The 12,623-nt window shown below is 68.0% G+C and carries 15 protein-coding genes and 2 pseudogenes; 6 read left to right on the top strand and 11 right to left on the bottom strand.

The annotated features are described in order from the left end of the window. Positions 1 to 3: 3 nt before the first annotated feature. The 9 genes from HWX25_RS15005 to HWX25_RS14965 form a co-directional block, all read right to left on the bottom strand. A complete protein-coding gene (locus HWX25_RS15005) occupies positions 4 to 1,029 on the bottom strand; it encodes a Ku protein (protein WP_175908950.1) in 1,026 nt (341 codons plus the stop codon). 273 nt (positions 1,030 to 1,302) lie between these two features. Then, the gene (locus HWX25_RS15000; protein ID WP_175908949.1) at positions 1,303 to 1,689 is read right to left on the bottom strand and encodes a DUF3022 domain-containing protein; all 387 of its coding nucleotides are present in this window, start codon (positions 1,687 to 1,689) and stop codon (positions 1,303 to 1,305) included. Continuing rightward, positions 1,686 to 1,847, bottom strand: a complete 162-nt coding sequence (locus HWX25_RS14995; protein ID WP_081052496.1) for a DUF1328 domain-containing protein — start codon at positions 1,845 to 1,847, stop codon at positions 1,686 to 1,688. Before HWX25_RS14995 ends, HWX25_RS15000 begins: the two co-directional genes overlap by 4 nt. A gap of 53 nt (positions 1,848 to 1,900) precedes the next feature. Continuing rightward, a complete protein-coding gene (locus HWX25_RS14990) occupies positions 1,901 to 2,089 on the bottom strand; it encodes a DUF3008 family protein (protein ID WP_059536983.1) in 189 nt (62 codons plus the stop codon). Positions 2,090 to 2,169: 80 nt separating this feature from the next. Then, positions 2,170 to 3,603: an RNA polymerase factor sigma-54 gene (locus HWX25_RS14985; RefSeq protein WP_175908948.1), complete on the bottom strand. Its 1,434-nt coding sequence runs from the start codon at positions 3,601 to 3,603 to the stop codon at positions 2,170 to 2,172. A 238-nt stretch (positions 3,604 to 3,841) separates the two neighbouring features. Beyond that, positions 3,842 to 4,153, bottom strand: coding sequence for a hypothetical protein (locus HWX25_RS14980; RefSeq protein ID WP_059536989.1), 312 nt, complete (start codon positions 4,151 to 4,153; stop codon positions 3,842 to 3,844). Positions 4,154 to 4,202: 49 nt separating this feature from the next. After that, a complete protein-coding gene (locus HWX25_RS14975; protein ID WP_059536992.1) occupies positions 4,203 to 4,514 on the bottom strand; it encodes a hypothetical protein in 312 nt (103 codons plus the stop codon). Beyond that, the gene (locus HWX25_RS14970; RefSeq protein WP_175908947.1) at positions 4,511 to 4,780 is read right to left on the bottom strand and encodes a hypothetical protein; all 270 of its coding nucleotides are present in this window, start codon (positions 4,778 to 4,780) and stop codon (positions 4,511 to 4,513) included. The genes HWX25_RS14975 and HWX25_RS14970 overlap by 4 nt, the downstream gene beginning before the upstream one ends. Before the next feature lie 208 nt (positions 4,781 to 4,988). Next, a complete protein-coding gene (locus HWX25_RS14965) occupies positions 4,989 to 5,291 on the bottom strand; it encodes a hypothetical protein (protein ID WP_175908946.1) in 303 nt (100 codons plus the stop codon). 154 nt (positions 5,292 to 5,445) lie between these two features. Between HWX25_RS14965 and HWX25_RS14960 the strand changes: the two genes are divergently transcribed. The 5 genes from HWX25_RS14960 (at position 5,446) to HWX25_RS14940 (ending at position 9,206) form a co-directional block, all read left to right on the top strand. After that, positions 5,446 to 5,700, top strand: a complete 255-nt coding sequence (locus HWX25_RS14960; protein ID WP_175908945.1) for a hypothetical protein — start codon at positions 5,446 to 5,448, stop codon at positions 5,698 to 5,700. An 88-nt stretch (positions 5,701 to 5,788) separates the two neighbouring features. Further along, entirely contained in the window at positions 5,789 to 6,220 is a 432-nt protein-coding gene (locus tag HWX25_RS14955; RefSeq protein ID WP_059537001.1) for a CBS domain-containing protein, read from the top strand. A 91-nt stretch (positions 6,221 to 6,311) separates the two neighbouring features. Beyond that, positions 6,312 to 6,794 carry a PRC-barrel domain-containing protein gene (locus HWX25_RS14950; RefSeq protein WP_059537005.1) on the top strand — a complete coding sequence of 161 codons (483 nt, stop codon included), beginning with the start codon at positions 6,312 to 6,314 and terminating at the stop codon, positions 6,792 to 6,794. A 282-nt stretch (positions 6,795 to 7,076) separates the two neighbouring features. Next, positions 7,077 to 8,372, top strand: coding sequence for an MFS transporter (locus HWX25_RS14945; protein WP_059537009.1), 1,296 nt, complete (start codon positions 7,077 to 7,079; stop codon positions 8,370 to 8,372). A 51-nt stretch (positions 8,373 to 8,423) separates the two neighbouring features. Then, positions 8,424 to 9,206, top strand: coding sequence for a substrate-binding domain-containing protein (locus tag HWX25_RS14940; RefSeq protein WP_175909055.1), 783 nt, complete (start codon positions 8,424 to 8,426; stop codon positions 9,204 to 9,206). Between the two features lie 24 nt (positions 9,207 to 9,230). Here HWX25_RS14940 and dctA read toward each other — a convergent pair. Both dctA and HWX25_RS14930 read right to left on the bottom strand, forming a co-directional pair. Next, positions 9,231 to 10,562 (bottom strand): annotated as a pseudogene (dctA, locus tag HWX25_RS14935) (C4-dicarboxylate transporter DctA). A 43-nt stretch (positions 10,563 to 10,605) separates the two neighbouring features. Then, complete coding sequence (locus HWX25_RS14930) at positions 10,606 to 11,529, bottom strand: LysR family transcriptional regulator (protein WP_059700805.1); 924 nt, start codon at positions 11,527 to 11,529, stop codon at positions 10,606 to 10,608. Positions 11,530 to 11,988: 459 nt separating this feature from the next. Here HWX25_RS14930 and HWX25_RS14925 point away from each other — a divergent pair. Further along, a pseudogene (locus tag HWX25_RS14925) lies at positions 11,989 to 12,594 on the top strand (NAD-dependent epimerase/dehydratase family protein); the annotation flags it as partial. Positions 12,595 to 12,623 lie beyond the last annotated feature (29 nt).

Genomic DNA, 12,623 nt, shown 5'->3' with positions numbered 1-12,623 from the left:
GCGTCATGCGGCTTGCTTGCGGCGCGCGGTGGCCTTCTTCACCGCATGCTCGCCGTGCGCGGCACGTTTCGCGGCCGGCCGTTTCGCCGCCGCGGTTTTCGTGGCCGCGCCCTTCGCCGCGGTTTTTGAAGCCGGCTTGCGGCGCCCGCCGCCGCGCGACGATGAAGATGCCTCATCCGTATTCGCGTCCTCGTCGTCGCCCCCATCGCGCAGATCCGCCGCACGCGCCCCGCCGCCGCCCTTCAGGCTGCGCTTCAGCAGCTCGGTCAGGTCGACCACGTTGGTCGCCGTGCGGCCCGTCTGCGCAGGCCGTTCCTCGATCTCCTCGATCTTGCCCGCGCGCACCTTGCGCTCGACCAGCTCGAGGATGTCGTCGCGGAACGTGTCGTGATACTCGTCGGGCGTCCACTTGCCGGCCATGTCGTCGATCAGCTTCTTCGCCATGGCGAGCTCGCGCGCGGTCACGCCCGCGCCCTTCGCGTCGTCGGCCGGCACCGACAGTTCGTCGAGCGGCCGCAACTCCTCCTGCCAGCGCAGCGTATCGAGCGCGAGCAGCGGCCCGACCGGAATCAGCGCGCCGAGATGCTGTCGGTCGCGCATCACGACCAGCTCGATGCCGATCTTGCCGCTGTCCTTCAATGCATCGCGCAGCAGCGCATAGACCTTCTCGCCCTTGCGGTCCGGCACGAGGTAGTACGGCGTGTCGAGATAGAGAAACGACACGGCGTCCTCGTCGACGAAGGTCAGGATGTCGACGGTCTGCGTCGATTCGGGGTTCGCCGCGCGGATTTCGTCGTCGGTCAGCACGACGTAGCGTTCCTTCTCGTATTCGTAGCCGCGCACGATGTCCTCGCGCGTGACTTCCTTGCCGGTGCGCTTGTTGATCTGCCGGTAGCCGACCGGATCCATCGAGCGCTTGTCGAGCAGCCGGAACGACGGCTTCACGGTGCGCGTCGCGGGAAACAGCTGCACGGGCACGTGAACGAGCCCGAAGCTGATCGCGCCTTTCCAGATCATCCGCGGTGCCATGCCTGTCCTCCTTGCCGCTCGCACGCCCGCCTGGCGAACCGGCTTCCCCGTGCGACGTTCCGCGAGGCGGCGCGATTGCGCCCCGTCGGGTTGCGGTCGATTGCCGGATCGGGGAGATTCGTCATGCGCGCATCCTCGCATCGGTTCGGTGATGGACGGCGGCGTGCGGGGCCGCGTCGCGGCGCACACGCAGCCGTCACGGGAAACGGACGCGCCGCGCGGCGCGCGCCGCGGCGGCCCGCTACGGTGTCGCGACGGGCTGCTGCCGCGACGTCAGGGCGCGCGCAGCGCGCGATCCAGTTCGTCGCGCGTCACGTCGAGCGCGACGCTGCATTCGATCTCGGCGTCCTCGACACGCGGTTTCTGTTCGTCCACCGCGCGCCGCGCCATGTCGCACACATGCGTCCGGACGCGCAACCGGTCGGCCGTACCGAGCGATGCATAGCGCGTGAGCACGTCGGGATCGAAACGCAGGTCGACCGCGCAGCGCCATTGACGTGCATCGTCCTCGGACGGCACGCGCACCCACGACACCTGGATCGTCAGCCGCCCCGACGCGTCGTCCGCATGCACGACGACGGTCGACTGCGACGGAAAGCCGTTCGCGAGCGCATGCTCGAGTTCCGCGATGCGCTGCGAACGGTCGGGGGCGATCGTCATCGGCGCACGACGCCCAGCAGCAGCGTGACCAGGAAGATCACGACGAAGATGTAGAACAGGATCTTCGCGATCTCGGCCGCGCCGGCCGCGATGCCGCCGAAGCCGAACAAGGCGGCGACGAGCGCGATGATGAAGAAGATGATGGCGTATCGAAGCATGAATGCCTCCTGCAGTCCTGAATAACGAATCGTCGACGCGTGTCGCCACACGATCAAGAATCGTGCTTGTGCCGGGGTTTGCCGTGGGCCGGCGTCGAAGCCATTTTTTCGAGTTCCTTCTCGCTCATCGACTTGGCCATCGACTTCGCAGGCGGCTTCAGGTCCTTCATCTTGGTGTCACCGCGCTTGGCCGACAGGGCGGCTCCCGCGGCGCGCTGCTGGGCCTGGGACTTGGCTGGCATGGTTTCCCTCCTCTCGGTGGTGGTACGCGCGGACACCGCAGATCGCAGGTCGCGGGCCGCGCGCGGTTCGGACGGTATCGTCACGCGGCGTCGCGCCGGCGCAGTTCAGCGGGCGGAATCTTCATCGCCTGGCGATACTTGGTCACCGTGCGACGCGCAAGAAGGATGCCGCGCCCCGCGAGATTCTGCGCGAGCGCGACGTCCGACAGCGGATCGGTATGGCGCTCGGCCGCGATCATGTCGCGGATCAGCACCTTCGCGGCCGACGCCGAGCACACGCCCTTGCCGGCCGCTTCCAGCTTGCGCGGGAAGAAATGCTTGAACTCGAACGTGCCGTGCGGCGTGGCCATGTATTTGTTGCCCGTCGCGCGCGACACGGTCGATTCGTGCAGGTCGAGTTCCTCGGCGATGTCGCGCAGCACGAGCGGCTTCATCGCGATCTCGCCGTAGCGGAAGAAATCGCGCTGCCGCGCGACGATGCATTCGCCGACGCGCTGGATCGTGTCGAAGCGCTTCTGCACGTTGCGAATCAGCCAGCGCGCTTCCTGCAACTGCTGGCCGAGCGGCGAATCGCGCTCGCCGCTCGACTGCGCGAACAAGGTCGCGTAGCGCTCGTGCAATCGCGCACGCGGCAGCACGGCCGGGTTGATCGTCACGATCCATTCGTCGCGCACCTGGCGCACGATCACGTCGGGTATCACGTAGTCGCCGCGCGTGCTGCCGTAGTGATTGCCGGGACGCGGATCGAGCGTGCGCACCAGCGCGCACGCGGCCTGCATCGTCGGCTGGCTGCAGCCCAGGCGTCGCTGGATTTCCGCCGTCTCGCGCCGCGCGAGCCGTTCGAGGTGCTCGCGCGCGATCGCCTTCGCCTCCGCGAGCGCCGGCGTGCCGGCCGGAATCGCATCGAGTTGCAGCACCAGGCATTCGGACACCGAACGCGCGGCGATGCCGGGGCGGTCCAGCATCTGCACGAGCCGCAGCGCGACCGCGAGATCCTGTTCCGACAGCAGCAACGCCGGATCGGCCGCGACCAGCAGCTCGGCCAGTTCCTGACGCAGGTAGCCGTCCTCGTCGAGCGCATCGATCACGATGCGCGCGGCCTCGCGGTCGCGCTTGCTCAGCGGATAAAGGCGCAGTGCATCGTGCAATTGCTGGTGCAGCGACGGCTCGGCCGCCATCCACTCGCCGGGCGACAGGTCGCTCGCGTCGTCGGCCTGGCGGCTCGTGCCGCGCGGCGCCGGAGCGGCCGTATACGACACCTCGCCGTCAGGCGGACGCACGTCCTCGCGCTCGGGCGGCGGCTCGGGCGGCGCGGCTTCGGCGGTGGGTTCGGGCGCGTCGGCGGCGGCTTCGTCGTCGCCCTGGCCATCTTCGAGAAACGGATTCGAGTCGAGCGCCGGCCGCAATTCCTGCTGGAATTCGAGCGAAGACAACTGCAGCAGGCGAAGCGACTGCTGAAGTCTCGGCGTGAGTGCCAGATGCTGTCGCATCTGGAGCGCAAGCGTGACGGACATCGATGCCCTCCTGACGGTGTGCGGAATTGCGTTCACACGCATTCACGCAGCTTCCATGCCAAGGCGGCGAAGCACCGTCCGGCGCGGCTCTCGCGGGTTCGCACCCCGCCTGCGGCAGCTCCGGGTGCCGACTTTTCTACAAGCGCCGGCAAGTTAGGGGCACGGAATTCGCGCCGGGCGGACGCACCGGCGGCGCGCCGGCTTATCCGCGTGCGGCCGCCGCGCGCCGTTCCGCGCGTCAGTACTGCATCGGCGGCGGCGTGCCCGGCATCGTCCGGTCGCCCTGCACACCGTTCGGCCCCGGCGGCGGCACGTCGGCCGGTTCACCGCCCGCCGCGCCCGCCGGCAGCGTGTTGTACGGCGACGGACGCGTGTCGTAGCGCGTATTCGCGTCCGGCATCGTCGTGGTCGGCGACGCACCATGGCCGTCCGGCGGCGCCGGCGGCGCGCCGTGCGCGCCGTAGGGACCCTGCGGTTGCGTGCACGCGCCCAGCGCACACGCGGCGGCGAACGCACAGGCGCCGATACGCATCGTCTGGATCGGTTTCATCGGAATCCTCCGTTGAGTCGGCGGCAGGGGCCGGCCGTGGCGACACGGCTCAGAGCCGGTTGAAATGGAAATCGCCGGCATATGCGGTGGGCGCGCGGCGCGCCATCATCATGTCGAATTCGGCGGCGACACGGGCCAGCGCACCGCGTTGCCGCTCGGTACCGGCCTGCTCGAGCGCCGTGAATGCGTCGGCGTCGAAGGTGACGGTCAACGACGCCGGATGGCCATCGACACGAAAGCCGAAATGCAATGCGCCGGCCGGCTGCTCCTCGACATGGAACGGCATCGCGCGCGCCTCGAAATGGCGGCCGAGCGTCTCGGCCACGTCGCGCAGCATGCCGGGTTTCACGCGAATGCTCATCGTGGCCCCTCCTTGAATCGGATGAACGCCACCGGCGGCACGCCCGTCGGCGGCACGTGGATCGGCGGCTCACGCGTCGGCGGCTCGCGTTCCGGTGGCGGCTGCTCCGGCGGATCGCCTTCCGGATCGTGATACGGCTCGGGCGTGCCGGGCGGCAGGTCGTCCGGCGGGGGCGGTTCGGGGTCGGGCTCGACGTCGGGAATCACCGGCTCGGGCCGATGCAGCGACTGAGCGGGATTTCGGACGACATCTCGGTTCATGGGCATGCGTTCGTTGTGCTGTCGTGACGGCATCGGATTGCGGCACGTTCGCCGCTCGATGCGCTACGCACTCGGTGGCCGCAAGCCGCGTGCCGGTCATTCGTGCCGCATTTCGCTTGTCGACGCGCCGCCCCGCAAGCTGACATGCAACCCGCCACGCGGCGCGACGTGCATTCGCTACACCGCGCGCTGCAATTCTTTCAAGGCCATCGCGTTACCCGTCGTACGCGGCCATCACGAGCCACAACTCGTGGTCGTCGTCGCGCACCCGCGCGGCGAGCGCATACGAATCGGCCGGCTCGCACGCGCGCTGCAGCGCGAAGCGCGCCGGCTCGGTCGAGCCGAAGGTCTCGTCGAGCGGCCGCACGTCGGCCTTGCCTTCGAACATGCGGCGATCGGGCCGGTAAATCAGCGGCTCCTGTTTCCATGTGATGAAGTGACTCTTCACCGACTCGAACCCTCCGCCGCAGACGTTGACTTCATAGCGCACTCCCGGCCGCCGTTTCGGAATCTTCATCGTGCCCTCCCGTTCGATGTGCGTGTGCATGCGGCGCGTGGCGCCGCGTGTTGTCGTCGTTGCTACCGACATGGCAAGTCGCGTGCCGCCGCCATGCAGCGGGCACGGCCGTTGCGCGATGAGCGCCTCAACGTCACCGACACGGAGGCATGCCATGAAGGATTCGACCCGTTCCGGCCGCGACGCGCCGACGCACGAACCGCATCCCGATCCGTCGCCGCCGCTGAAGGACCAGGACCACACGAAAACGCGCCACTCCGAGCGGCATATCGACAAGCAGCTGGAGGACACGTTCCCCGCGAGCGATCCGCCGGCGACCGGCGGCGTCACGCGCATCGAGCCCGACACGCCGCCGGGCACGCACGACGACGGCCCGTGGCAGAACCCGGCCAAGCGCCGCGACGAATGACCGTCGGCGATTCGACGAACACGCGTGCCGAACGGCACGCCGCTTGCTGACTCGTACGGCCCGGACTCAAACCTGCAAGGAGGACTTCATGCATCGCGTCAACGAAATCATGTCGCAGGACGTCGTGCGCATCGCGCCGACCGACTCGATCCGTCATGCGGCGCAACTGATGGAGCGCTACGACATCGGCGCGCTGCCCGTGTGCGACAACAACCGGCTGATCGGCATGGTCACGGACCGCGACCTCGCGGTGCGCGCGATCTCGGCCGGCAAGCCGCCGGAGACGCGGATCCACGAAGTTGCGTCGGGCCCGATCGAATGGTGTTTCGAGGACGATTCGCTGGACGAGATCCAGCACTACATGGCCGACGCGCAACTGCGCCGCCTGCCCGTCGTCGATCACGACAAGCGCCTCGTCGGCATGCTGTCGCTCGCGGACATCGCGACACGCACGGCCGGCCCCGCGCGCGACGACGTCGCGAACACGCTCGAAGGCGTGTCGCAACCGAAGCGTACGTGACGGGGCGATCCTCGCCCCGCCCGACAACCCCGCGCGACCCGCAGGGCCCATCCCGGGCACGGTCGCGCTCCACGCAACCAGGAGGACAACCATGCAGACTTCCGATCGAGGACAGACGCGCATCATCGGCAAGGGCGCCGCGACGGCGGCCGGCCCGGGTCCCGACGTGATGGCGGCCGACACGCTGGAAGGCGACAAGGTCTACACGACCGACGGCGACGACGTCGGCAAGATCAAGGACATCATGCTCGACGTGCGCTCGGGCCGCGTCGCGTACGCCGTGCTGTCGAGCGGCGGCGTGCTCGGCATCGGCGACAAGCTGCTCGCGATCCCGTGGAGCGCGCTCACGCTCGATACCGAACGCAAGTGTTTCCTGCTGTCGGTGTCGTCGGAGCGGATCCGCAACGCGCCGGGCTTCGACAAGGATCACTGGCCGGCGATGGCCGACCCGCAATGGGCCGAGCCGCTGCACGAGTTCTACGGCAGCGCGCCGTACTGGAGCGCGGGCGACGAGCTCGGGCTCACCGATCCGACCGAGGAACTGAACGATCCTCGCACGCGCGGGCGGCACTGACCGTTCGTGATTTGCCGGTGGTTCAGGCGACAGGCCCCGCGAATGCGGGGCTTTTTTTGGCTTTTTGACGAATCCCTGAGCCGGCCCGATCCACTGAGGCCGGCGTCGCCGGCCGCCGTCCGTGCATGCGTCCGGCGCGCCGCGCCGCCTGATTGATAACCATACGACATCAATCCTTCCAAAAATCGCACTTATCGTTTGTCCGTCTCCGGGCGAATATTGCCGAAACGACAATCGACCGCTCCCCCGGCGCATTCTTCCCGATTTCCTGGAGACACTCTGATGCACCCCTCGCCCAGCCTTCCGACCGCACGGTCGAAGGCCGCCGCGGTATTCCGCGTGACGGCCGGCAACTTCCTCGAGCAGTTCGACTTCTTCCTGTTCGGCTTCTACGCAACCCAGATTTCCGCCGTATTCTTTCCCGCCGCAAGCGAGTTTGCGTCGCTGATGATGACCTTCGCCGTCTTCGGCGCCGGCTTCCTGATGCGGCCGCTGGGCGCGATCGTGCTGGGTGCGTACATCGACGACGTGGGCCGCCGCAAGGGCCTGATCGTCACGCTGGCGATCATGGCGAGCGGCACGATCCTGATCGCGTTCGTGCCGGGCTACGCGACGATCGGCCTGCTCGCGCCCGTGCTCGTGCTGGTCGGGCGCCTGCTGCAGGGCTTTTCGGCGGGTGCAGAACTCGGCGGCGTGTCGGTCTATCTCGCCGAGATGGCCACGCCCGGCCGCAAGGGCTTCTACACGAGCTGGCAGTCCGCCAGCCAGCAGGTCGCGATCGTCGTCGCGGCCGGCCTCGGCTTCGCGCTCAATCAATGGCTGAGCACGTCGGCCATCGCCTCGTGGGGCTGGCGCGTGCCGTTCTTCGTCGGCTGCATGATCGTGCCGTTCATCTTCATGCTGCGCCGCAATCTCGAGGAAACGCAGGCGTTCAAGGCCCGCAAGCATCGTCCGGGCATGAAGGAAGTGTTCGGGACGCTGGCGCGGAACTGGGGCGTCGTGATCGCCGGCATGATGCTGGTCGCGATGACCACCACGAGCTTCTACCTCATCACGGTCTACGCGCCGACCTTCGGCAAGACGGTCCTGCACCTGAGCACGGCCGACAGCCTGCTCGTCACGCTGTGCGTCGGCGTGTCGAACTTCGTGTGGCTGCCGATCGGCGGCGCCCTGTCCGATCGCATCGGCCGCCGGCCGCTGCTCGTCGGCATGACGCTGCTCGCGATCGCCACCGCCTACCCGGCGCTGTCCCTGCTCGCGCATGCGCCGTCGTTCGTCAACATGCTGCTCGTGCTGCTTTGGCTGTCGTTCATGTACGGGATCTACAACGGTGCGATGGTCGTCGCCCTGACCGAAGTGATGCCCGTCGAGGTGCGCGTGGCGGGTTTCTCGCTCGCGTACAGCCTCGCCACGGCCGTGTTCGGCGGCTTTACGCCGGCCATCTCGACGGCGCTCATTCACATGACCGGCGACAAGGCCGCGCCCGGTTACTGGATGAGCCTCGCCGCGGTGTGCGCGCTGCTCGCGACGTTTGCCCTGTATCGCCGGCAGACGGCCACGCTGACGCCGGCGCACTGAAGCCTCACGCAGAACGACCCGTCCCGACTCCACATGTCCAAGACCACGACCATGAAGAACCTGCTCCTGAAACTCTGCGCGACCGCGCTCGTCGCCACCTCGGCGGTCGCCGCGAACGTGCAGGCCGCCGACCTGCACGTGATGAGCTCGGGCGGCTTCACCGCCGCCTATAAGCTGCTCGGCCCGCAGTTCGCGTCCCGCTCGGGCAACACGCTCGAAACCGCACTCGGCCCGTCGATGGGCAAGTCGCCTGAAGCGATTCCGAACCGGCTCGCGCGCGGCGAGCCGGCGGACGTCGTGATCATGGTCGGCTATGCGCTCGACGATCTGATCAAGCAAGGCAAGGTCAAAGCCGGATCGCGCGTCGAGCTGGCCGATTCGCGCATCGGCATGGTCGTGCGCGACGGCGCGGCGAAACCCGACATCAGCACGGCCGAAGGCCTCAAGCAGGTTCTGCTGCATGCGAAGTCGATCGCCTACTCCGACAGCGCGAGCGGTGTCTACATCGAGCGCGAGTTGTTCAAAAAGCTCGGCATCGAGGACCAGGTGAAATCGAAAGCGGCCATGATCCCGCGGATCCCGGTCGCATCCGTGGTCGCGAACGGCGACTACGAGATCGGCTTTCAGCAGGTGAGCGAACTGCTGCCCGTGAAGGGCGCGACCTTCGTCGGGAAGATTCCCGAATCGCTGCAGTCGGTTACGCGCTTCGCGGCCGGCATCCCGGTCGGCGCGCAGCACCCGCAGGAAGCGAAGGCACTTCTCGACTATCTCGCGTCGCCGGACGTGCAGGCCGAAGTGAAATCGACCGGGCTGGATTCCGTCTCCGCACACTGAGCACGACCGACGGGAAGGTGCGCGTCAGACCGCCTTCCCGTCGGGCCCGGCGCCGGCCTCCGCACCATCGGCGCCATCGGCGCCATTCGGGCCAGCCGGCCCGGTCCCGTTCAGCATCCGCGCGAGACGCGCGCGATCGCACGCCCCTTCCCGCATCGAAACGAAGATCACCGCGCACGCGTTGCTGATCACGCTCGTCAGCGCCCGCGCCTCGGACATGAAGCGATCGATGCCGACCAGAAGCGCGACGCCGGCAACCGGCAGGTCGGGCATCACGGCGAGCGTCGCGACGAGCGCGACGAGCCCGCTGCCGGACACGCCGGCCGCGCCCTTCGACGTCAGCAGCATGACGGCCAGCATCGCGGCGATCTGCGGCGCGGAAAGCGGCACATCGCACGCATGGGCGATGAACAACGCGGCGAGCGTCAGATAGATCGCGGTGCCGTCCAGGTTGAACGAGTAACCGGCCGGCAGCACGAGCCCCACGACGCCCTTGTCGCAACCGAGCGACTCCAGCTTGACGATCAGCCGCGGCAATACCGGCTCCGTCGACGAAGTCGCGAGGACGATCAGCAACTCCTCGCGGATGTAGCGCAACAGCCGCCACAACGCGAAACCGTGCAGCCGCGCGAGCGGCGCGAGCACCAGCGCGACGAACAACGCGCAGGCCACGTAGAACGACGCCATCAGCCACGCGAGCGAGCCGACCGAGCCGATGCCGAAGCGCCCCACCGTGAAGGCCATCGCGCCGAATGCGCCGAGCGGGGCGAGCCGCATGATCATCGCGAGCACGAGAAACACGATCTGCGCGACGCCGTCGATCAGCGCCAGCACGGGCCGCCCGGCCTGCGGATACGCGTTCAGCGAAAAACCGAACAGCAGCGACAGCAGCAGCACGGGCAGCACCTCGCCCTGCTGGAACGCGCCGAGCATCGTATCCGGGATCACGCTCAGCGCGAACTCGACGAGGCCGCGCGGTTGCGCATGCTGCGCGTATTGCGCCAGGACGCTCGCGTCGAGATGGCGCACGTCGACGTGCATGCCGGCGCCGGGGCGCAGCACGAACGCGGTGACGAGCCCGAATGCGAGCGCGGCGGCGGTCAGCAGATAGAACAGCACCAGCGCGCGGACGATCGTGCGTCCGATGGCCTGCCCGTTCGCGAGCGACGTGATGCCGGAGACGATCGTGCAGAACACGATCGGCGCGATCATCATCCGCACGAGAGCGACGAATGCATCGCTGAGCGGTTTGAGCGCCGCGCCGGCCGACGGCTAGAAGTGGCCGACGCTCACGCCGAGCGCCATCGCCAGCAGAACCTGCACGTAAAGCGAACGAAGCGGTCTTGCCAGCCTCATGCTGCGGTCTTCCTCGATGTTCCGGTCGTATTCGTCACGTGCATTACTTCGATGCATCGCTGCGCGTCGCACCGCCGCGCCTGGCGTCGATGACCGCCCGGTGAAACTCCTCCGCGGCGGGCGTCAGCGGGCGTCCGCGCCGTTTCACGATGCCCACCCGGCGCTTGACCGAAGGTTCGACGAGGGGCACGCTCGTGAGCAGCGGATGGTCGTGTCCGGGCATCGCCATCGACGGCACCGCGGCGACGCCGAGCCCCGCTTCGACCAGCCCGAGCATGGTCGTCACGTGGCGCGTCTCGCACACGCTCGGCGCGCGCGGCGCGACGCTCGTCAGTGCCTGGTCGAGCAACAGACGGTTGCCGGACGTCTTGTCCACGGACACGTACTCGTATTCGTAAAGTTCGTTCCAGGTCACGCGCTTCTTGCGCGCGAGCGGATGATCGCGCCGGCACGCGGCAACGAATCGCTCCTGCAGCAGCAGCTTGAACTCGACCTCGGACTCCTGGCTGCCCATGAAGCTCACGCCGAAATCGGCCTCTCCGCTGATGACGGCGCTCAGCACCTCGTTCGCGCTCGCATCCAGCAGCTTGACCCTGATGCGCGGAAAGCGGCGATGATAGCTCGCGATCACGTTCGGCAGGAAATAGTAGGCCACCGACGGCACGCACGCGATCGTCACGTGACCGAGGCGGCTCGACGAAACGTCGCGGATGCCGAGCAGCGCCGCGTCGAGATCGTCCAGCAGTTGCTCGGCGCTCGGCGCGAACACGCGGCCGACCGTCGTCAGCGTGACGCTGCGCGTCGTGCGCTCGAACAGACGCACGCCGAGCGCTTCCTCCAGTTTGTCGATCCGGCGACTCAACGCGGGCTGCGAAATGCTGATCGCCTCGGCGGCCTTGCGGAAGCTTCCCAGCTCCACCACCGCGCGAAACGCCTGCAAGTCGGTCAAATCGAAGTTGATTCCCACGGGTCTGGTCTCCGCATCTCGAATGCCGCGTATTGTGCACGATTCGGAGAAGCACACCCAGCCGGGACATGCCCAACCGCGACGCTCCGGGCGCGCCGGCATGCCGCGTGCGGCGGGCGAATGCGCGCGGCAGGACGACGCCCGATACCGTTTTACAAGCGCCGTGTACGGCCCCAGATCGGCCACACTCGATCGCTCGCGGCGGCTCTCGCCTGTCGCCGGATGCTGTCCCGACGCGAACTACGCCGCATGTCGACTGCATGCAGCATGCCGGTTGCTGCACGAACTGCACAGCATCGATCTGGGAGCCGCCGATGTGCACACCGCCGATGTTCCGACTCGCCCGGATCTTCCCCCCGCTTGCCATCCACCGTCGTGCGCACGTCGACGCGCGCGCGGCGCACCGTGCGCTGGCCGCGCGAGAACAGCGTGGCCGCGACGTGATCGAACAGGCGCGGCGCGTGCTACGACGAACGCAAGCGCTGCGTGGAAACGCTGTTCATGGATTATCACCGCCAGTACGGTGTCGATGTCCGGATCGCGCGGATCTTCAACACATATGGCCCGCGCATGCATCCGGCCGACGGGCGCGTCGTCTCCAACTTCATCACGCAGGCGCTGGCCGGCAAGCCGCTGACCGTCTACGGCGACGGCAAGCAGACGCGCTCGTTCTGCAATGTCGACGACATGGTCGATGCGCTGGTCCGGTTGATGGACGAACCGGGCGACGCATGCGAGCCCGTGAACCTCGGCAGCGACGACGAGATCGCGATGATCGACATCGCGTGCGAGGTCGTGAGGATCGTCGACACGACGGTCGCGATCGAATTCTGTCCGCTGCCGTCCGACGATCCGCGCCAGCGGCGGCCCGATCTCGACGCCGCGCACCGGCGCCTCGGCTGGCGCGCGACGACACCGCTCGCGAGTGGGCTCGCGCATACCGCGCGGGATTTCATCCATCGGCAGGTCGTGCATCACACGCCGGGCGACCTCGTGCGCAGCACGCAGATCGCATCGCACATGCTCGCGCAGATCAGCACACGAAACCGGCCGGCGGCGACCTGAGCAGGACGGCGTGACGCGCGACGGCCCGT

Source organism: Burkholderia sp. BCC1640 (assembly GCF_902833125.1).
Classification (GTDB): domain Bacteria; phylum Pseudomonadota; class Gammaproteobacteria; order Burkholderiales; family Burkholderiaceae; genus Burkholderia; species Burkholderia diffusa.
The sequence above is the reverse complement of the archived record's forward strand: the minus strand, read 5'-3'. Positions and strand labels throughout refer to the sequence as shown.

Bases quoted from the DNA above. Each gene is read 5' to 3' on its own strand.
- HWX25_RS15005 (WP_175908950.1), bottom strand. From the start codon at position 1,029: ATGGCACCGCGGATGATCTGGAAAGGCGCGATCAGCTTCGGGCTCGTT.
- HWX25_RS15000 (WP_175908949.1), bottom strand. From the start codon at position 1,689: ATGACGATCGCCCCCGACCGTTCGCAGCGCATCGCGGAACTCGAGCAT.
- HWX25_RS14995 (WP_081052496.1), bottom strand. From the start codon at position 1,847: ATGCTTCGATACGCCATCATCTTCTTCATCATCGCGCTCGTCGCCGCC.
- HWX25_RS14990 (WP_059536983.1), bottom strand. From the start codon at position 2,089: ATGCCAGCCAAGTCCCAGGCCCAGCAGCGCGCCGCGGGAGCCGCCCTG.
- HWX25_RS14985 (WP_175908948.1), bottom strand. From the start codon at position 3,603: ATGTCCGTCACGCTTGCGCTCCAGATGCGACAGCATCTGGCACTCACG.
- HWX25_RS14980 (WP_059536989.1), bottom strand. From the start codon at position 4,153: ATGAAACCGATCCAGACGATGCGTATCGGCGCCTGTGCGTTCGCCGCC.
- HWX25_RS14975 (WP_059536992.1), bottom strand. From the start codon at position 4,514: ATGAGCATTCGCGTGAAACCCGGCATGCTGCGCGACGTGGCCGAGACG.
- HWX25_RS14970 (WP_175908947.1), bottom strand. From the start codon at position 4,780: ATGCCCATGAACCGAGATGTCGTCCGAAATCCCGCTCAGTCGCTGCAT.
- HWX25_RS14965 (WP_175908946.1), bottom strand. From the start codon at position 5,291: ATGAAGATTCCGAAACGGCGGCCGGGAGTGCGCTATGAAGTCAACGTC.
- HWX25_RS14960 (WP_175908945.1), top strand. From the start codon at position 5,446: ATGAAGGATTCGACCCGTTCCGGCCGCGACGCGCCGACGCACGAACCG.
- HWX25_RS14955 (WP_059537001.1), top strand. From the start codon at position 5,789: ATGCATCGCGTCAACGAAATCATGTCGCAGGACGTCGTGCGCATCGCG.
- HWX25_RS14950 (WP_059537005.1), top strand. From the start codon at position 6,312: ATGCAGACTTCCGATCGAGGACAGACGCGCATCATCGGCAAGGGCGCC.
- HWX25_RS14945 (WP_059537009.1), top strand. From the start codon at position 7,077: ATGCACCCCTCGCCCAGCCTTCCGACCGCACGGTCGAAGGCCGCCGCG.
- HWX25_RS14940 (WP_175909055.1), top strand. From the start codon at position 8,424: ATGAAGAACCTGCTCCTGAAACTCTGCGCGACCGCGCTCGTCGCCACC.